This window comes from Actinoplanes regularis (assembly GCF_900188005.1).
Taxonomy (GTDB): Bacteria; Actinomycetota; Actinomycetes; order Mycobacteriales; family Micromonosporaceae; genus Actinoplanes; species Actinoplanes regularis.
In genome coordinates, this window is record NZ_FZNR01000002.1 from 243,126 (window position 1) to 260,480 (window position 17,355).

14 protein-coding genes are annotated in these 17,355 nt (G+C 70.0%); 7 read left to right on the forward strand and 7 right to left on the reverse strand.

Going from position 1 to position 17,355, the window contains the following annotated elements; translation table 11 throughout:
- Positions 1–59 precede the first annotated feature (59 nt).
- Complete coding sequence (locus tag CHC09_RS06280; RefSeq protein ID WP_089292035.1) at positions 60–1,283, reverse strand: low temperature requirement protein A; 1,224 nt, start codon at positions 1,281–1,283, stop codon at positions 60–62.
- Positions 1,284–1,368: 85 nt separating this feature from the next.
- Between CHC09_RS06280 and CHC09_RS06285 the strand changes: the two genes are divergently transcribed.
- The 3 genes from CHC09_RS06285 (at position 1,369) to purU (ending at position 4,909) form a co-directional block, all read left to right on the forward strand.
- Positions 1,369–2,898 carry a serine hydrolase domain-containing protein gene (locus CHC09_RS06285; RefSeq protein ID WP_089292036.1) on the forward strand — a complete coding sequence of 510 codons (1,530 nt, stop codon included), beginning with the start codon at positions 1,369–1,371 and terminating at the stop codon, positions 2,896–2,898.
- 57 nt (positions 2,899–2,955) lie between these two features.
- The gene (locus CHC09_RS06290) at positions 2,956–3,774 is read left to right on the forward strand and encodes a rhamnogalacturonan acetylesterase (RefSeq protein WP_089292037.1); all 819 of its coding nucleotides are present in this window, start codon (positions 2,956–2,958) and stop codon (positions 3,772–3,774) included.
- Between the two features lie 229 nt (positions 3,775–4,003).
- Positions 4,004–4,909, forward strand: a complete 906-nt coding sequence (gene purU / locus CHC09_RS06295) for a formyltetrahydrofolate deformylase (RefSeq protein ID WP_089292038.1) — start codon at positions 4,004–4,006, stop codon at positions 4,907–4,909.
- 157 nt (positions 4,910–5,066) lie between these two features.
- Here the strand turns inward: purU and CHC09_RS06300 are convergent, their stop codons facing one another.
- The 3 genes from CHC09_RS06300 to CHC09_RS06310 form a co-directional block, all read right to left on the reverse strand.
- Positions 5,067–5,828: an SGNH/GDSL hydrolase family protein gene (locus CHC09_RS06300; RefSeq protein WP_089292039.1), complete on the reverse strand. Its 762-nt coding sequence runs from the start codon at positions 5,826–5,828 to the stop codon at positions 5,067–5,069.
- Positions 5,829–6,038: 210 nt separating this feature from the next.
- On the reverse strand, positions 6,039–7,400 hold the full coding sequence (locus CHC09_RS06305) for a hypothetical protein (RefSeq protein WP_089292040.1): 1,362 nt from the start codon (positions 7,398–7,400) through the stop codon (positions 6,039–6,041).
- Positions 7,401–7,584: 184 nt separating this feature from the next.
- Entirely contained in the window at positions 7,585–8,586 is a 1,002-nt protein-coding gene (locus CHC09_RS06310) for a sulfotransferase (RefSeq protein WP_089292041.1), read from the reverse strand.
- A gap of 388 nt (positions 8,587–8,974) precedes the next feature.
- Here CHC09_RS06310 and CHC09_RS06315 point away from each other — a divergent pair, with 388 nt between their 5' ends.
- Both CHC09_RS06315 and CHC09_RS06320 read left to right on the forward strand, forming a co-directional pair.
- Positions 8,975–9,706: an alpha/beta hydrolase gene (locus CHC09_RS06315; protein ID WP_179276966.1), complete on the forward strand. Its 732-nt coding sequence runs from the start codon at positions 8,975–8,977 to the stop codon at positions 9,704–9,706.
- Positions 9,707–9,886: 180 nt separating this feature from the next.
- A complete protein-coding gene (locus CHC09_RS06320) occupies positions 9,887–10,363 on the forward strand; it encodes an NUDIX domain-containing protein (RefSeq protein WP_239138200.1) in 477 nt (158 codons plus the stop codon).
- 10 nt (positions 10,364–10,373) lie between these two features.
- On the opposite strand, the gene CHC09_RS06325 is transcribed toward CHC09_RS06320, so the two are convergent.
- The gene (locus CHC09_RS06325) at positions 10,374–11,177 is read right to left on the reverse strand and encodes a polysaccharide deacetylase family protein (protein ID WP_089292044.1); all 804 of its coding nucleotides are present in this window, start codon (positions 11,175–11,177) and stop codon (positions 10,374–10,376) included.
- A gap of 231 nt (positions 11,178–11,408) precedes the next feature.
- Here CHC09_RS06325 and CHC09_RS06330 point away from each other — a divergent pair, with 231 nt between their 5' ends.
- Entirely contained in the window at positions 11,409–11,861 is a 453-nt protein-coding gene (locus CHC09_RS06330) for a DUF1707 and DUF4190 domain-containing protein (protein WP_089292045.1), read from the forward strand.
- A 16-nt stretch (positions 11,862–11,877) separates the two neighbouring features.
- Here CHC09_RS06330 and CHC09_RS06335 read toward each other — a convergent pair whose 3' ends face one another.
- Complete coding sequence (locus CHC09_RS06335) at positions 11,878–12,513, reverse strand: SDR family NAD(P)-dependent oxidoreductase (protein ID WP_089292046.1); 636 nt, start codon at positions 12,511–12,513, stop codon at positions 11,878–11,880.
- Positions 12,514–12,623: 110 nt separating this feature from the next.
- Positions 12,624–14,174, reverse strand: coding sequence for a M1 family metallopeptidase (locus tag CHC09_RS06340; RefSeq protein WP_089292047.1), 1,551 nt, complete (start codon positions 14,172–14,174; stop codon positions 12,624–12,626).
- Positions 14,175–14,404: 230 nt separating this feature from the next.
- Between CHC09_RS06340 and CHC09_RS06345 the strand changes: the two genes are divergently transcribed.
- Positions 14,405–17,308, forward strand: a complete 2,904-nt coding sequence (locus CHC09_RS06345) for a carbohydrate binding domain-containing protein (RefSeq protein ID WP_089292048.1) — start codon at positions 14,405–14,407, stop codon at positions 17,306–17,308.
- The last annotated feature ends 47 nt before the right edge of the window (positions 17,309–17,355 follow it).

The window sequence follows — 17,355 nt, forward strand, 5'->3', positions numbered from 1 at the left end:
TACGCGCATTGTCGGCAGTAAATGTAAATGCTCGACACCCGCGACTTCGGGCATGCGGGTCACACCTTGGCGACCCGAACCTCCCCCGCCCGGTGCTGGGTCACGCCGGTGATCACTCCGCCCACCAGGATCATCGCGTACAGCGCGATCAGCGCGACCGGGGACAGGCCCGGCAGCAGGGTGGCCAGCAGCACCAGCGGTACGCCGAGACCGGGCCAGATCAGGGCGACCCGCCATCGCCGGGACAGCACCGCCTGGACGACCGCCGCGCTGAGCAGATATCCGGCCAGGCCGGTGCCGAGCACCGCTCGGGTGCCGGGCGACAGGTGTTCCTCCGCGCCGTGCAGGATCGCGTGTTCCAGCCCGACCGCGACGGCCGCGAGGCTCACGGCGATCGGCAGGTGGGCGTACACGTAGAAGTCGTGCACGCCGCGCTGGACGCGCTCGCCGCCCTCCTGGACCAGGCGGCGTTTCGCCGCCCCACCGGAGAGATCGAAGTAGGACCACCACAGCGCGGCCGTGGCCAGGAAGCCGAAGGCCGCGGTGATCAGCACCTCGGCCGCCCAGTGACCGTCGCGCAGGCCGACCACGGCGGCCGCCACCGATTCGCCGAGCACCAGGATGACCAGGAGCCCGAAGCGTTCCGGTAGGTGCTCCAGGTGCAGCGGCGGGCTCTCCCGAGCCCGGGCCGCGAGGGCAGGACCGAACAGGTCGAGCAGGACACCGATCGCCCAGAGGACATACCGGGCGGGGCCGGGGACGGCGAGCGATACCGCCCAGCAGGCGGCGCCGGCGGCATGACCCCAGAGATACGGCCGGATCCCCACCCGGGTCTCCGGCAGGTTCCACCACACCCGCAGGTAGCCGGCGACCAGCACCACGCGCAGCAGGACATAGCCGATGGCGAACCACGGCGCATGGGCTCCGATCGCCTGCTCCGCCGACGCGGCCATGATGATCACTCCGGCCATCCCGGAGAGGGTCAGCAGCCGGAAGATCGCGTCGTCGGTGTCGAACCGGTTGGCGTAGAGGGTGGCGCTCGCCCACGCCCACCAGCCGGCGACCAGGACGGCCACGAACCGGAACCCGCCACTCAGCGTCTCGTCCCCGGCCAGCACGTCCGCGCAGCGCCCGACGAACAGCACGAAGGCCAGATCGAAGAAGAGCTCCAGCCGGGTCGCCGAGCGGTTCGAGTCACGGTTGACGTCAGGCGGCCGGACCAGTTCACGCTCCTCCTCGTCCTCACGGTCCAGCCGGGCCTGTTCGGCCTCCGAGTCGGCCATCCCACCTCCCTTGTCGCGGCTCCCGATACCCCGTTCGGACATCGACCGAACCCAGGGAGTGACACCCGTGGATAGAGTCGGTCGCATGTCCACATCGGTCACCCGGCGTACCGTCCTAGCCACCGCGGCCGCTACCGGCGCCGCGATCCTCGCCCCGGCACCCGCCGAGGCCACGACCAGATCGGCCCTGGCCGATCTGGAAGCGAAGATCAAGGAAGGGATGGCCAGGTACGGCATCCCCGGTGTCGCGGTCGGCCTGCACCACCGCGGCCGCGACCACCTCCTCGGGTACGGCGTGACCGACCTCGCCGACCCCCATCCGGTGGACGGCGACACCGTCTTCCGGGTCGGCTCCACCTCCAAGACGTTCACCGGCACCGCGATCATGCGGCTGGTCGAACGCGGAAAACTCGACCTGAACCGCACCGTCCGTAGCTACCTGCCCGATTTCCGGACCACGGACGCCGCCGCCTCGGCCCGGGTGACCGTCCGGCAGGTGCTGCAGCACAGCGCGGGCTGGCTGGGCGATTTCTTCCTGGACACCGGCGCCGACGAGGGGGCCCTCGCCCGGTACGTGTCCGGGATGTCCCGGCTGCCGCAGCTGACCGCCCCGGGGACCACGTTCGCCTACAACAACGCGGCGCTGTCGCTGGCCGGGCGGCTGATCGAGGTGGCGACCGGCCGGCCGTACGAGCACGCGGTCCGCACCCTGCTGACCGATCCGCTGGGCCTGGACTCCAGCGCGTTCTTCCTGGCGGATCTGCCCGGGGCCCGGGTGGCCACCCCGCACACGCTGACCCCGGCGGGCGAGCTGATCGTCGACCCCGCGGCGTTCGCGATGCCGCGCAGCCTCCACCCGGCCGGGGGCCTGATCTCCAGCGCCCGGGATCAGCTGCGCTGGGCCCGGTTCCACCTCGGCACCGGCGGGCGCCTGCTCAGCTCCCGGTCGATGCGCCTGATGCAGTCGCATCCGGGGCCGGGTGGGACGCTCTTCGTGGAGCTCGACGGGGTCGGCGTCACGTGGATGCTGCGGCCGACGGCGGAGGGACCCCGGGTGGTGCAGCACGGCGGGGACTGGGCCGGGCAGCACTCCGGGTTCCTGATGGTGCCGGAGCGGGACTTCGCGATCACCGTGCTGACCAACTCGGACACCGGGCCGGTCCTGCTGGGCGAGCTGTTCGCCGACGACTGGGTGCTGAGCCGGTTCGCCGGGGTGCACAACCTGCCGGCCGAGCCCCGGCTGCTGCCCGGCGACGAGCTGGCCGGGTACGCCGGGCGCTACGTCATCGAGCAGATCGACTTCGACGGCCAGCCCGTCTCCGCGTCGTTCGAGCTGGTCCCGGACGCCGGGCGGCTGCTCATCCGGCTGGACGACGGCACCGCGGGCGGGTGGCTGGTCTTCTACCGCCGGGACTATGTGCTGGAGATGGCGCCGGACGGCTCGTACGGGCCCACTCGGGACAACTTTGTCCGTAATGCCGACGGGTCGGTCGGCTGGCTCCGGCTCAGCGGGCGGCTGCTCCGTCGTACCCCCCTCGGATCCACGCCTCCGGCAGCGGCCCGCAGCGCTCGGCCGATGAGGTTCCCAGTCTCCACCCTGCCCTACCCGCTCTAACCGCTCACCATAGGGAAAGCGCTTGCCTGCATCGAATCTCACTGATTTGATGCAGGCATGACGATCGATCGAAGGGGCGTCCTGCGCGCCGCCGCCGCCGGAATCCTGGGCATCCCCGCCGCCTCCCGGGCCACGGCCCATCGCAAGACCACCGTCTACGTCGCCGGCGACTCGACCGCCGCGACCTACGCCACCGCCGACGTCCCCCGGGCCGGCTGGGGCCAGGCCCTGCCCGTCTTCCTGCGCCGGGAGATCGCCGTGGTCAACGCCGCGCTCTCCGGCGCCAGCTCGAAGAGCTTCGTCGACCTGGGGCGGCTCGACCTGATCCTGGCCGCCATCCGCCCGGGCGACACGCTGCTGGTCTCGTTCGGCCACAACGACGAGAAGTCCGAGGACCCGGCGCGGTACACCGAACCGTGGAGCACCTTCCAGGACCACCTGAGGCTCCATCTGGACGGGGCGCGGGCGGCCGGGGCCCATCCGATCCTGGTCACCCCGGTGGAGCGGCGCCGGTTCACCGCCGCGGGCGTTCCCTACCTCTCGCACGGGGAGTACCCGGACGCCATGCGCGCCCTCGCCGAGGAGACCCGGACCCCGCTGATCGACCTGACCGCCCTCTCCTTCGCGCTGTGGGGCGAACTCGGCCCGGAGGCCACGAAGGGATACTTCCTCTGGCTCGACGCGGGAGTCTCACCGAACTATCCGACCGGCGTCGCCGACAACACGCACTTCCAGGCGCACGGCGCGATCGAGGTGGCGCGTCTGGTCGTGAGCGCGGGCTGCGCGATCCCCGGCCGTGACGTCCGCGCACTGCGCGACCCGGCCATCCCCGACACCGTGCTGAGCTGGCCCGCGACCAGGCCCGCCGAGAGCTGAAACAGCACGTCAGAGGGGGCCTTCCGCCCCGATGTCCGATCCCATCGGGCGAACTCGCACCGACCCGGGGCGCCCCCACCCTCCTCGTTACGGAAGAATTCCTTCTCGGATCTTGAAGTGGCACCCGGCCGCGCTACCGTGCAGCCCACACCCGGTGCCGCAACGACGCGAGCCGCCGGAACACGCGGCAGCACGACCGCCGCGCCGGCGACAGAGAGGAGGACCCGACGTGACGCTGACCCAGAACGCGACCGCGGTCCGCACACAGCCCGGGCCGACCGACAACCAGGCCGTCCTGATCGTGCACGGCCGGGACCGCACCGGGATCGTCGCCGCGATCAGCGCGGTGCTCGGCAAGCACGACGCCAACATCGTGTCGCTGGACCAGTACTCCGACAACCCGCACGGTGGCCTGTTCTTCCAGCGGACCGTCTTCGCGCTCGACCACCTCAAGGCCCGGCTGCCCGAGGTCGAACTGGACCTGCGGGACCGGCTCGCCGACGGGTTCGACCTGGAGTACACGCTGCGTGACCTCTCGGTGCCGAAGCGGGTGGCGATCTTCGCCTCGAAGGACGATCACTGCCTGCTCGACCTGCTCTGGCGCCACCGCCGCGGGGAACTCCCGATCAACGTCTCGATGGTGATCTCCAACCACGCGAACACCGCCGACGAGGTGCGCTTCTTCGGCGTCCCGTTCTTCCACGTGCCGTCCGCCGGGCCGGACAAGTCCGCCGCCGAGGCGCAGCACCTGCAGCTGCTCCAGGGCAACGTCGACTTCATCGTCCTCGCCCGCTACATGCAGATCCTCTCCGGGAACTTCATCGAGCGGGTCGGCGTCCCGATCATCAACATCCACCACAGCTTCCTGCCCGCCTTCATCGGTGCCGGCCCCTACGCGAAGGCCAAGGACCGCGGGGTGAAGCTGGTCGGCGCGACCGCCCACTACGTCACCGAGAACCTGGACGAGGGCCCGATCATCGAGCAGGACGTCGTCCGGGTCTCCCACGCGGACACCGTCGCCGACCTCCAGCGGCGTGGTGCGGACGTCGAGCGGGCGGTGCTCTCCCGGGCGGTCCGCTGGCACAGCGAGGACCGGGTAATCCGCCACGAGAACCACACCATCGTCTTCCCCTGACCCCGGGGACCCGGGGTGACGGGCTGCTCACCCCGCTCGCATCGAAGCCTCCGACACCCACCACCTGAACCAGCCGGGCTGGGCGGGTGGCGGGTTCGGCGGGTCAAGCCGGCTGAGCGGATCAGGCGGGCTGGGCGGATCAGGCGGGCTGGGCGGATCAGGCGGGCTGGGCGGTGGGGACGGAGATCCAGCTGGTGTATTTGCCGGTGCGGTTGTCGCCGGAGGACTGCCCCCGCAAGCGGCGCTGCACCCACGGCAGCACGTGCTCGCGGTAGTAACGCGCCTCAGCGAGCAGCCCGCCACGCGCCGCCGGGCCGGGATCGATCACGTGGGCCGGGGTCGGGTGGCCGAGGGCGGTCAGCACCAGGCTCGCCACCCGGCGGTGCCCGGCGGCGTTCAGGTGCAGCCGGTCCGCCGACCAGTAGCCGGCGCGCTGGATCTCACGGTCGCGGAAGACGTCCACGAAGGTCAGGTCGTACCGCTCGGCGAGCGGGGCGCACGCGGCGGTCAGCGCTTCGCCCTTGCGCCGGAACGAGCCGCCGAGGGGCAGGTGCCTGGACGGGTCCGCGCCGGAGAGCAGCAGCACCCGTACGCCGCTGTCCAGGCACCGCTGGATGGCCTGCTCGGTCAGGCCCACCAGGGTTTCCAGGTCGCCGCCGGGGCGCAGCATGTCGTTGCCGCCGCCGTTGAGCGAGAGCAGCGTGGGTTTCGGGTCGAGCGCGAGCGCGGCGTCGAGCTGCTCGGTGACGATCGGTCGCAGCAGGCGCCCGCGGATCGCCATGTTGGCGTACTGGATCGGCTCGCCGAGGCCGGTGGCCAGGCCCGCGGCGACGAGGTCGGCCCAACCTCGTTCGCTGCCGTCGGGCTGAGTGTCACCCATCCCCTCGGTGAAACTGTCCCCGATCGCGACGTACCGCATTCCCGAACTCCCGCCGGTCGCACCTGGTGTTGATCCGCCCAAGACTAATCAGCGGTCGTCCCCTCCGGCCGTCTCGCGCCGAGCCGGTGATCAACGACTCCCTTGACCAGCCGGCGGGAATTTTCCGGGCAGGACGTATCGGGCCGGCGCCCATCACCGCATCCGAGATCGGGACAGCGCCAAGGGCACCAGCCGGGGCGGCGGGGGCGGTCAGCTCATCGGGAGGACTCGGGCGATCTTGATAGCCGACGTGGTGCCGCCGGCGGCGGGATACGCGACGCTTCCGTCGGCGTACGCCTTGAACGCCGTGTAGTTGTGGTCCTTCGCGCTGATCGTGAACCTGGCACCGACCGTCCGGCCCGTGCCCGAGTCGTACGTTTGCGCGGCGATCGCCGCCCCCGACTGCCAGGTCAGCAGCATCCGCCCGGTGCCGTAGCCGACCAGGTGCGGATGGCTGGTCCCGGCCGAGGTGGTGATCGTGGTGTCGGACCTGGCGGTGGTGAAGTGCTCCAGGCGCGCCTTGCCACCCTGGCTCCACGCCGTCCAGTAGCCCTTGGACCTGGCCAGCACCAGATCACCGCCGAAGAGCGTGCCGTCACAGGTACCGGCGGCGACGGTCCGATACGGGCTGGGCCGGGCGATCCGGCAACTGTTGTCGGTCGCGCAGACCGTCACGTAGTGGCCGGTGCGCGGATCCCAGACGACCCGGGACGTCCAGGCATGGCTGCAACCCACCTCGAACGCGTCCCTGTGCCCGGTGACCAGCGATCCACTGGAGCTGACGACCTGCATCCGGTCGCCCTCGTGGATGTCCACGCAGCTGCCGTTCCTGACGGTGATGGCGACTCCGAAGTACGCCGCATACGTCTTGCCGTCCGACGCCAGCCGCCCGTGGTGCTGGTACCACCAGGTGAACCGGGCGCCGTCGTCGTATCCGGCGCGGCCGCCGGTCAGGTTGGTGACCTGGCGCTCCCAGACCAGCTTGCCGGCGGTGTTGAAGCGGATCATGTGCATGGTGTTGCACGGGCTGGCGGCGCCACCGCAGAGCGGGGTGTCGCCGCAGGCGCCTTTGCGGGTGAGCAGCAGCACGCCGCCGTTCCTGTCGGCCTGCACGTCCTGCAGGTCGATGCCGGTGAAGCTGGTGGGCGTGCCGGTCAGCTTGTCGTCGCAGCCGAGGCTGCCCAGGTAGATCTTGCCACCGGCGCCGAGCCAGGCGAGCCAGGAGCCACCGTCGGGGCGGGCCGCGATCGCCATCGGCAGCTTCTCGGTGTCGCCCTCGGAACCGTACCCGGTGACCTTGGCGGGCAGCTTGACCTCGGTGATCCGGGTGACGGGCCTGGCCGACCCGACCCGGCCGCAGGCACCGGTGGCCGCCGTCGTGCCGGCCGGCGCTTTGACCGACGGGGACGCGCTGGGCGCGGCCGGGCCGCTGGGTGCGGCGGGGGCCGGGGCGGAGTCGTCCGTGGCGACGGGGGTGGCCGTCTCCGACGACGAGGAGCACGCACCCGCGGCGAGGACGACGGTGACGGCGAGCACCACCGCGATCCATCGCCGTTTTTCCACTGCCCGCATGTCGGTTTCCCTCATTGTTTTAAGTTTTTCTCAAGGGGTGTTTAAATTGCGCTTACGTGATGACCTCGATTATCGCGGAGGCGAACTTTACCGGTTCACCAGCAGACAGAAAAAGGGGCCGCCGAAGCGGCCCCAATTCAACAAGCGGTGCCCGGTCAGAAGACCGTCGAACCTGCCGGCACGCTCACCGGACCCCGGCGTGCGGGACGGTCAGGAGCGCATCGCCAGCGAGCACGTTCACCGAGCCCTGGCGCACGGGACGGTTGGGACGGCTCGTCCGGGTCCGGTACCCGTACCGGTGCAGCAGCGGAAGCGCCAACGCCGTCGCCGTCAGGCGCGGCCCCGCGGTCTGCTCCTCGCGCCACCGGTCGTCCAGCCGCAGCGCGACCTCACCGGTGCGGAATCGCCCGGGGTTTCCGGCGATCGTGTGGTTCGCCTCGAGACACACCGTGCTCTCGTCGACGAACGGCCCGCCGGCGACCTGCATCCCGGCGAAGTCCAGCAAGCTCTCGACGGCCCGCCGCGGCGCGGCTACGAAGTCCTCGTAGCGCAGCAGCCGGTACCGGCCTCCGTACGCGCCGGCCAGCCGCTCGACGAGGGTGTTGCGGACCAGCCAGTGCATGGTGCTGGCGACCGGCGCCTCCTGGTGCATCATCGCCGTCATCTTCCGGTCCACCCGCGGGTTCGCGCGCATCCAGGAATGCGTGACGGCGCGCGGGTCGCGGATCATGTGCAGCAGGTACGGCTCGACCCCGGACATCCCGGGAAGCAGCGCGGCCGCCGAGGGCACCTTCGACGAGTCGACGATCAGGCGGGCGCCGGTGACCTCGGCGATCGCGTGGTAGAGCCGGTTGGTGAGCGCCCGGTACTCCTCCGCCTCCGGGGTGGCGACCGCGCCGGTGAGCGCGGGGGTGTGGCGGACCCGGATCGCGTCGCGCTGCAGGCGGGAGATCCGCTCCGGGTCGGGCCGGTCGGCACCGAACGCGGTGTCGAGAATGTCCGCCCACAGACGACACCTGGGAAAGACCAGGCCACATCCGCATTTACGACCTTCGATCAGGCCGCGACTCCACAGATAGAAGAGCTCTCCGGTGGAGAAGACATCGTCGTACGAATTCAGGATGTTGTCGACGATGGTGGTTCCGCTGCGACCCCACCCGGCGATATACACGACCTTTAACGACATGTTGCAGAATCGTTCATATTTGTGGTTAACAGGAGGTGAACAGCAGATGGCCGGACGGTTGTCACGGCCTCGTAGGTGTCTATGCCTTCCTGTGCTTCCTGAGAGCGGGCCGACGTCGGCGGGCAGCCGGCGCCGGGCGGGCGACGAGGCATCGATCTTCCTCCAGGTCTGGGCAACATCGCGGCAAGTATCACGTGTTGCAAAAGTTTAAACGGACATTTCCGTTTTGCCGGGAGTGTCACAGACCTGAAGCATCTTTCCGGTACACCACCGCCTTCGACCCTTGCCGCCGCCGGCATTTCTGGTACGAGGTGAGATCGTGACCGCCGATATGCCTCCTGCAACGTGCAACGACCCGACCACCCCTCCCGTCACCGAAGGTGATCGATTGTGCTGGCGGAACGTCTCGATCGCGGAGCTCCCCGACCGCCGGCCGCTGACTTTGGATCTGTTCCGCCCGGCCGGTCCCGCCCACCCCTGCCCGCTGATCATCTGGATCCACGGCGGCGAGCGGTCACCCGGCGACGAGGAGCCCTCGGCCGCCGGCCGGATCACCGAGCGCACCCTGGCCGCCGGTTTCGCGGTGGCCCGGGTGGCCTACCGGCTCAGCGGAGAGGCCCGCTTCCCCGCCCAGTTGCACGACGTCAAGACGGCGGTCCGCTGGCTCCGCGAGCACGCCGCCCGGCTGGGCCTGGACCCGTCCCGCTTCGGCGTCTGGGGCGAGCACACGGGCGGCCGCCTCGCCGCCCTCACCGCCCTGACCGGCGACGACCCCGACCCGGCCCTCTCCGGCCGCAACGGGATCCCGGAGATCTCGGACGCCGTGCAGGCGGCGGTGGTCTGGTCCGGCCCGGTGCGGGATCTGCCCGGCGAGGTGGTGCCGGCGAGCCCGGTCGGCTACGTCTCCCCCGAGGCGCCGCCGATGCTGCTGGTCCACGGCGCCGAGGACCGGGTGGTCGCGGCCGCGCAGAGCCAGGAACTGCACGACCACCTGGCCGTCCAGGGAGCCCCGGTGACCCTGCGGATCGTGCCCGGTGCGGACCACCGCCTCGTGGGCGTCGGCCTGGCTCCCCCGGTCACCGAATCCCTGGCGCACTTCACCAGCGCTCTGCGCAGGTGAGGGGGAACCGGCGGTACCGACCCCGAGAACACGGACAGCGACGACTACGGAACGCCGGACGGTGACGGCGCTACGACGAGAGGGGAAGTCAGCGACTGGCAGTGAAACGCACAACTCCCGCATCACTTCTCGTAACATTGCTGCCTCCCAATACGTCGTGGCCGGGTCTACCCTGACCCCGTGACCGCGAGCGACTACATCGCAACGCTCTCGCGAAAGCGGATGGGCGCCGGCGCTCTGCTCTCCGACCAGTTCGGGCGCGTCCTGCTGGTCGAGCCGACCAACCATCCACACTGGGCGATGCCCGGTGGCGCGGTGGAGACCGGCGAGTCGCCGCACGCGGCGACGATCCGCAAGCTCCGGGAAGAACTCGGAGTCCTGGTTCCGGTGGGCCGGCTCCTGGTCACCGACTGGGTTCCGCCCATGGGCGACTTCACCGAGAGCCTGATGATGATCTACGACGCTGGCGTGCCGACCCCCGAGCAGACATCGCGGATCCGGTTGCCCGCCACCGAGCTGCGCAGCTGGGCCTGGTGCACGCAGCAGGACGTGATCGCCCTGCTGCCGGAGACGCTGGCCCGCCGGGTCATCGCCGCGGTCCGCGCCCGGGCCGACGGCGCCGCCTACTACCTGGAGAACGGCTACTTCGTGGCGTGACCCGGTGGGATCACTGCTTTCCCGACCCCGCGGCGGTGGCCGAGGCGATCAGCTCGGGGACGGTGACCATCCGGAAACCGCGTTTGCGCAGGCCGTCGAACATCGCGGCCAGGCCCCGGATCGTCACCAGCCGCCGGTCGTCACCCTCGTCGTGGGCCAGGATGATCGAGCCGGGCCGGACCGACTCGACGATGTCGAGCGCCTGCCCGGCCGGGTCGTTGTGGTACATCTTCTCGCGCATCGCCTTTGACCAGAGCACCACGTCGTAGCCCATCCGATCGGCGGCCAGCAGGGTGGAGCCACCGATGTGCCCGAAGGGCGGCCGCAGCAGGCTGACCGGCCGCCCGAACTGCCGCTTGATCTCGTCCTCGGTGCGCTGCAACGACCGCAGGACGCCGTTGAGGTCGAGCGTGGCGAGGTCGTCGTGCGCCCAGGTGTGGTTGCCGATCGCGTGCCGGTCCATCCGCCCGCGGACCAGGTCGGCGTTGCGCTCCAACTGGCTGCCGACCATGAAGAAGGTGGCGGGAACACCGGCCGCGTCCAGCGCGTCGAGGACCATCGGCGTCCAGTGCGGTGCCGGCCCGTCGTCGAAGGTGAACGCCACCAGCGGCTCGGTGGTCTCCACGTAGTACCGGACCGCCACGCTCGCGTGGCGCACCGAGTCGAGCACGTCGGCCGCGGCGGCGTACCCACCGGCGACCGGGGGCCGGTCCAGCCCCAGCCGGTGCGGAATCTCCCGGGCGCCGACCGCTCCGGCCAGCACACCGACGGCGCCGGCCGCGGCGGTGCGCAGGACCGCCCGGCGGCTCAGCACGGGCCCGATTCCGACGGCCGGATACGGTTCGGTACGCCTGCCATGGTCAAACCCCCGTATGCATGGCATTGAAGTCCTCGGATTCTGTCGCGTGCTGTCAAGCCGACGCGCCCAGTCCCCGGCCACATAATCCCTGAAAAAGGGCAGAGCGGGCATCCGAAGTCATCAAGATCACGTAATCACCCGAGCGGTGGAGGTTTCGGGCGGGTTCGCACCGGTAGCCTTTCGGGCATGTATCCCTCGCCGCATGTCCGAGTCTCGGACGCCGACCGGGAGGCGATCGTCGCGCGGCTCAGCACGGCGACCGCCGAGGGCCGTCTGACGATCGAGGAATTCAGCGAACGGTCCCGGCAGGCCTACGAGTCGCGCACCTGGGGCGACCTCTCCGCCGTGGTGCACGACCTGCCGTCATCCGCGCTCACCCAGCCGGACTCCGCCGCCCCACCCGCGGCCGCTCCGGGCAGCCGGCTGCCGCTGTTCTCGATGATCGCCGGTCTCGCGTCCCTGCCGCTGCTCATCCTCTTGGGCATGCCGGCCCTGTTCAGCGCGATCGCCGCCGTGATACTCGGCGCCAAGTCCCTGCGCGCCCCGGCCCGTCACGGCCGCGCACAGGCGATCACGGGCCTGATCTGCGGTGCACTCAGCCTGATCTTGATGACCATGCTGGTGACCATCGAGTTCTAGCCAGGGTGGCGCCGGCTCAGGCCGGTCGGGCGGCGCGGGTGAGTCCGAGCCGGTCCAGCAGGGGCGTTTCCGAGCCGGCCCGCACCCGGGCCACGTTCCGTTCCATGCCGTCGAGGATCTCCCGGGCAGCCCGGTACGCCCCCTTCACGACGCCCGCCTCGTCGACGAGGAAAGCGGCGGTGACATGCACGTTCGTCCCGGCGCACTCGGCGCGCAGACCCTCGGCGAACTGTTCGACCGCGGCCTTGGCAGCCCCGTGGACGGCCTGCCGGTAGGCCGGCACGACGCCGACCAGGTGCGCCTGCGGCCGCAGCCGCAGCAGCGGCAGGAAGGTCCTGGCGAGGTGCAGCGTCCCGGGCCGGTGGTCGATGCCGGGGACGGCTCCGGCACAGTGGATCAGCCCGTCCAGCAACTGCCAGCGCTCGATCACCACGGGGGGCAGCCCCGCGGCCCCGGCCGGGTCGGCCACGTCGGCCACGTGGGTGGAGAGCAGCGGCGGCGCCACGACCTGACGGGCGGTCTCCCGCAGCGCGTCCGGGTCGGCGTCGACGGCGGCCACCCGGGCCCCGCGTCGCACCGCTTCCAGCGTGATCGCGCGGCCGATCTCGCCGCCCGCACCGGTCACCACCAGGGTCTTGCCCGCAACCCGCATGCCATGCCTCCTAGATCATGCCATGCCCCCTCGATGGTGACGGTGATCACGTTACTGTGGCCCGGCCGGGAAAGGCAACGACCGGGCCACCGGGTTACGGACCAATGTGCTCAGCGGCGGAGGTGCACCCGCGACGGACCCGCCGAGAGCGTCCCGGCCACGGAGGCCGTGGGCGCCTTGACCGTCCAGTCCGGGTGGCCGGGCATGGGCGGGGTGGCGGTGCCGTAGAGCCAGTCGTTCAGGAAGCCGCGCAGATCCTTGTGTGCGACCTTCGAGGCGAGCGCGATGAAGTCCTGCGTCGAGGCCGACTTACCGCGGTACTTGGCGACCCAGGTGCGCTCCAGGGTGTCGAACGCCTTCGCACCGATCTTCTGCCGCAGGGCGTAGAGGACGAGCGCGCCACCGTCGTACACATTGGGGTTGAAGACGTCCCAGATCGAGTCGGACTTCAGCGGCCGGGCGACCGGCCCGAACCGCGCCCGGTACACGTCGCCGGCGGAGTAGACGGCCTTGAAGTAGGTCTCCAGGTCCGGCTGCCCGGTGTAGTCCTCGAACTGGCCGTGCTCGGCGGCGTAGTTCAGCTCGTACCAGGTGGCGTGACCTTCGCTCTGCCAGACGTCGCTCCACTGCCAGGGCGCGACGCTGTCGCCGAACCACATGTGGGCCAGCTCGTGCGCCATGATCGGGTCGAGGACGAACTTCGGGTAGCCGAACAGGCCGGTGTCGTAGAGCGACAGGGTCTGCGTCTCCAGCGCGAAGCCGAGATCGGTGTCGATCACCAGCGAGCCGTACTGCTCGAACGGGTACCGCCCGACCTTGCCCACCATCCAGGCCAGCTGGGACCGCTCGACGTCGGCCTTGGGCAGCAGGTCCGCGGCGAGCCGGGTGGGCACCACGTCGCGGATCGGCACGCCGCCGACCGGCCGCCGCCGCTGCACGGTGAAGTCGCCGACCGCGAGCTGGATCAGCTCACCCGCCATCGGCTTCGACTCGCGGTAGACAGAGGTGACCCTGCCGCCACGGCTGCGCTCGCCGACGTGCACCCCGTTGGCGACCGCGGTCCAGCCGGCCGGGCGGGTCATCGAGATGGTGTACGTGGCCATGTCGCGCGGGTGGTCGTTGCTCGGGAACAGCGCGTGCGACTGGTCCGGCTGACCGGCCATGATCGTGCCGTCCGGAGTGGTGACGAAGCCGGCCGGCGAGTCGGCGTTGGCCGGGATCGGCGTGGTCGTGAAGCCGCTGACCGTGACCCAGAAGCGCTTGCCCTTGGACAGGTGACGGCTGGGCGTGATGACCAGTTCGTCGCCGGAGCGGCTGAACTTCGCCGGGCGGCCGTTGACGGACACCTTGCCGACCGAGTCACCGCCGAAGTCGAGGTCGAAGCGGGACAGGTTCTGCGTGGCGATCGCGGTGATCGTCACGTCGCCGCTGACCGTCTGCTTCGGATCCTTCTTGGGATAGCGGATCCGGAGGTCGTAGTACTGCACGTCATATCCGCCGTTGCCGAGCAGCGGGTACAGCCGGTCGCCGATTCCGGCCGCACCGGGACTCGCCGCACCGCCGCCCGCGTAGGCGGGAGCCGACAGGCCGGCCACCGCGAGCAGCGCGGTGGCACCGGCCGCGAGCAGCCCCGAGAGACGTCTTTCGATTAGGTCACTCATGGCCGCCGACGTTACGCCGACCACTGTGGACTCGCAGCCCCTGCCCGAGGGGCGTGAACCACAGTGGACTCACAGCCGCCGCACAGGATGCAAGCCACCCCTTGGCACATTGACGGGAAGCTCTTTCAAGAGATGAAAGAACTTGCTACCTTCCGTTCACACGTGAACGCTGGGTTTCCGGCTTGTCACGCCCCGCGCAGCGCCGTCCCCCATGGCTCTGGAGGATCCCCATGTCCGCATTCATTCGAAGAGCACTCGCCGTGCTCTGCGTGCTTCCCCTGCTGGTGCTGAACGCACCCGCGGCACGCGCGGCGAACTCGGTGACCGTCTACTACAAACCGTCGGCGTCCTGGACCACCGTGAACCTCCACTACGCGCCGACCGGCGGCTCGTGGACCACGGTTCCCGGCGTCGCGATGACCGCAAGTTCTTGCAGCGGCTGGTACCAGAAGGACGTCGACCTCGGCACCGCCGCCGGGATGCAGGTCGTCTTCAACAACGGCTCCGGCACCTGGGACAACAACTCCGGCGCCAACTACAGCGTCGGCACCGGCACGGTCACCATCACCGGCGGCGCGGTCAGCTCGACCGCCCCGTGCTCGACCTCGGCGACCAACACCGCGACCGTCTACTACAAGACCGGCTGGACCACGACGTACCTGCACTGGGCGCCGACCGGTGGTTCCTGGACCACGGTGCCGGGTGTGGTGATGGACGAGCAGGCGTGCACCGGCTGGGTCCGGGAGACGGTCAGCCTCGGCACCGCCACCACCTGGCAGGCCACGTTCAACAACGGGGCCGGCACCTGGGACAACAACTCCGGCAAGAACTACTCGCTGGCGACCGGGGTCTCCACAGTGAACGCCGGGGTGGTGACCGCGAACGCGGCCAGCCCGTGCGTCACCGCGCCGGCCGACACGACCGCGCCGAGCGCGCCGGCCGGGCTCACCGCGACGGCGGTGAACACCACGGTCACGCTCTCCTGGACCGCCTCGACCGACGACGTCGGGGTGGTCGGCTACCAGATCAGCCGGGGCTCGACCACGCTCTCCAGCTCGACGAACGGATACTCCGACCGCGGGCTCACGGCGAACACCTCGTACACGTACACGGTCAAGGCTCTCGACGCCGCGGGCAACGTCTCGGCGGCGAGCGCGGCGGCGACCGTGACCACCGGCGACGCCGCGCCGGTCACGCAGGGCGAGATGCTCGGCGGGGACCCGCGCAAGGACAGCATCTACTTCGTGCTGACCGCGCGCTTCTACGACGGCGACACCGGTAACGACCGCGGTGGCAGCCAGAACGTGGCCTCCGGGAACGCGGCGAACAGCGACCCGATGTTCCGCGGCGACTTCAAGGGGCTCGTCGACAAGCTGGACTACATCAAGGGGCTGGGCTTCTCCGCCATCTGGATCACGCCGGTGGTGCTGAACCGGTCCGACTACGACTACCACGGCTACCACGGCTGGGACTTCTACCGGGTCGACCCGCGGCTGGAGTCGACCGGTGCGTCGTACCAGGATCTGATCAACTCCGCGCACGCCAAGGGCCTGAAGATCTACCAGGACGTGGTCTACAACCACAGCTCCCGGTGGGGCGCGAACGGGCTGTTCACGCCGACCGTCTACGGCGTCCGGGACAGCCAGTGGAGCTGGTACTACAGCGAGAAGGTGGCCGGTAAGCAGTACAACCCGCTCGAGGAGAACAGCGCGGGTTACCCGTACAACGGCGACCTGTGGAGCAGCACCGCGCCGGCGGGCAACACCTGCCCGAACTACGGCACGCCCACCGGCGCGAAGAGCAAGGAGGGCTACACGCTCTACAACTGCCAGTGGCCGTCACCGACCGCGAAGATGTTCCCGTCGACGCTGTACCACCAGTGCTGGATCGGGAACTGGGAGGGTGAGGACGCCCGGTCCTGCTGGCTGCACGAGGACCTGGCGGACTTCAACACCGAGAACGCGACGGTGCAGAAGTACCTGATCGACGCGTACAACAAGTACATCGACATGGGCGTGGACGGGTTCCGGATCGACACCGCCGTGCACATCCCCCGGGTCACCTGGAACCGGCGCTTCCTGCCCGCGCTCCACGACCACCTGGTGCAGAAGTACGGCGCGACCAAGGCGAACGACTTCTACGTCTTCGGCGAGGTCGCGGCGTTCGTCAACGACAAGTGGAACCGCGGCTCGGTCAACCACTCCGCGCAGTTCTACACCTGGAAGGAGCGCACGACCTACTCCGACGACGACGTGGCCGCGGCGCTCGAGCAGTTCAACTACGAGAACAACCTCGGCACCGGGAACCAGCCGACCAGCACGAACGCGTTCCTGAACGGGAACGCCTACCACGCGCCGGACCACAGCCAGTTCTCCGGCATGAACATCATCGACATGCGCATGCACATGAACTTCAGTGACGCGCAGAACGCGTTCAGCAACGGCAAGGACTCCGACGACTCGGTCAACGACGCCACGTACAACACGGTCTACGTCGACTCGCACGACTACGGCCCGAACAAGTCCTCGACCCGCTACTCCGGCGGCACCGACGCCTGGGCCGAGAACCTGTCGCTGATGTGGACGTTCCGCGGGATCCCGACGCTCTACTACGGGTCGGAGATCGAGTTCCAGGCCGGCAAGCAGATCGACTGCGGCCCGACCTGCCCGCTGGCGACGACCGGCCGCGCCTACTACGGCGACAACGTCAGCGGCACGGTCACCGCGAGCGACTTCGGGGTGGTCTCGTCAGCGACCGGCAACGTGGCGACCACGCTGTCCAAGCCGCTGGTCAAGCACCTGCAGCGGCTCAACCAGATCCGCCGTGCGGTGCCGGCGCTGCAGATGGGGCAGTACTCGACCGAGGGCGTCTCGGGCAACATGGCCTACAAGCGCCGCTACACCTCGGGCAGCGTCGACAGCTTCGCGCTGATCACGGTCTCCGGGAGCGCGACGTTCAGCGGAATCCCGAACGGCACCTACGTCGACACGGTCACCGGCGACCGGAAGGTGGTCACCGGCGGCTCGCTGACCATCTCCCTGAGCGCCAAGGGCAACCTCCGCGTCTACGTCCTCGACCAGACGGGCAACCCCGCCCCCGGCAAGATCGGCACGGACACCACCTACCTCAAGTGACCCAATAGAAAGACCACAGAGCTCAACCCCATTCCCCGGTACGACCG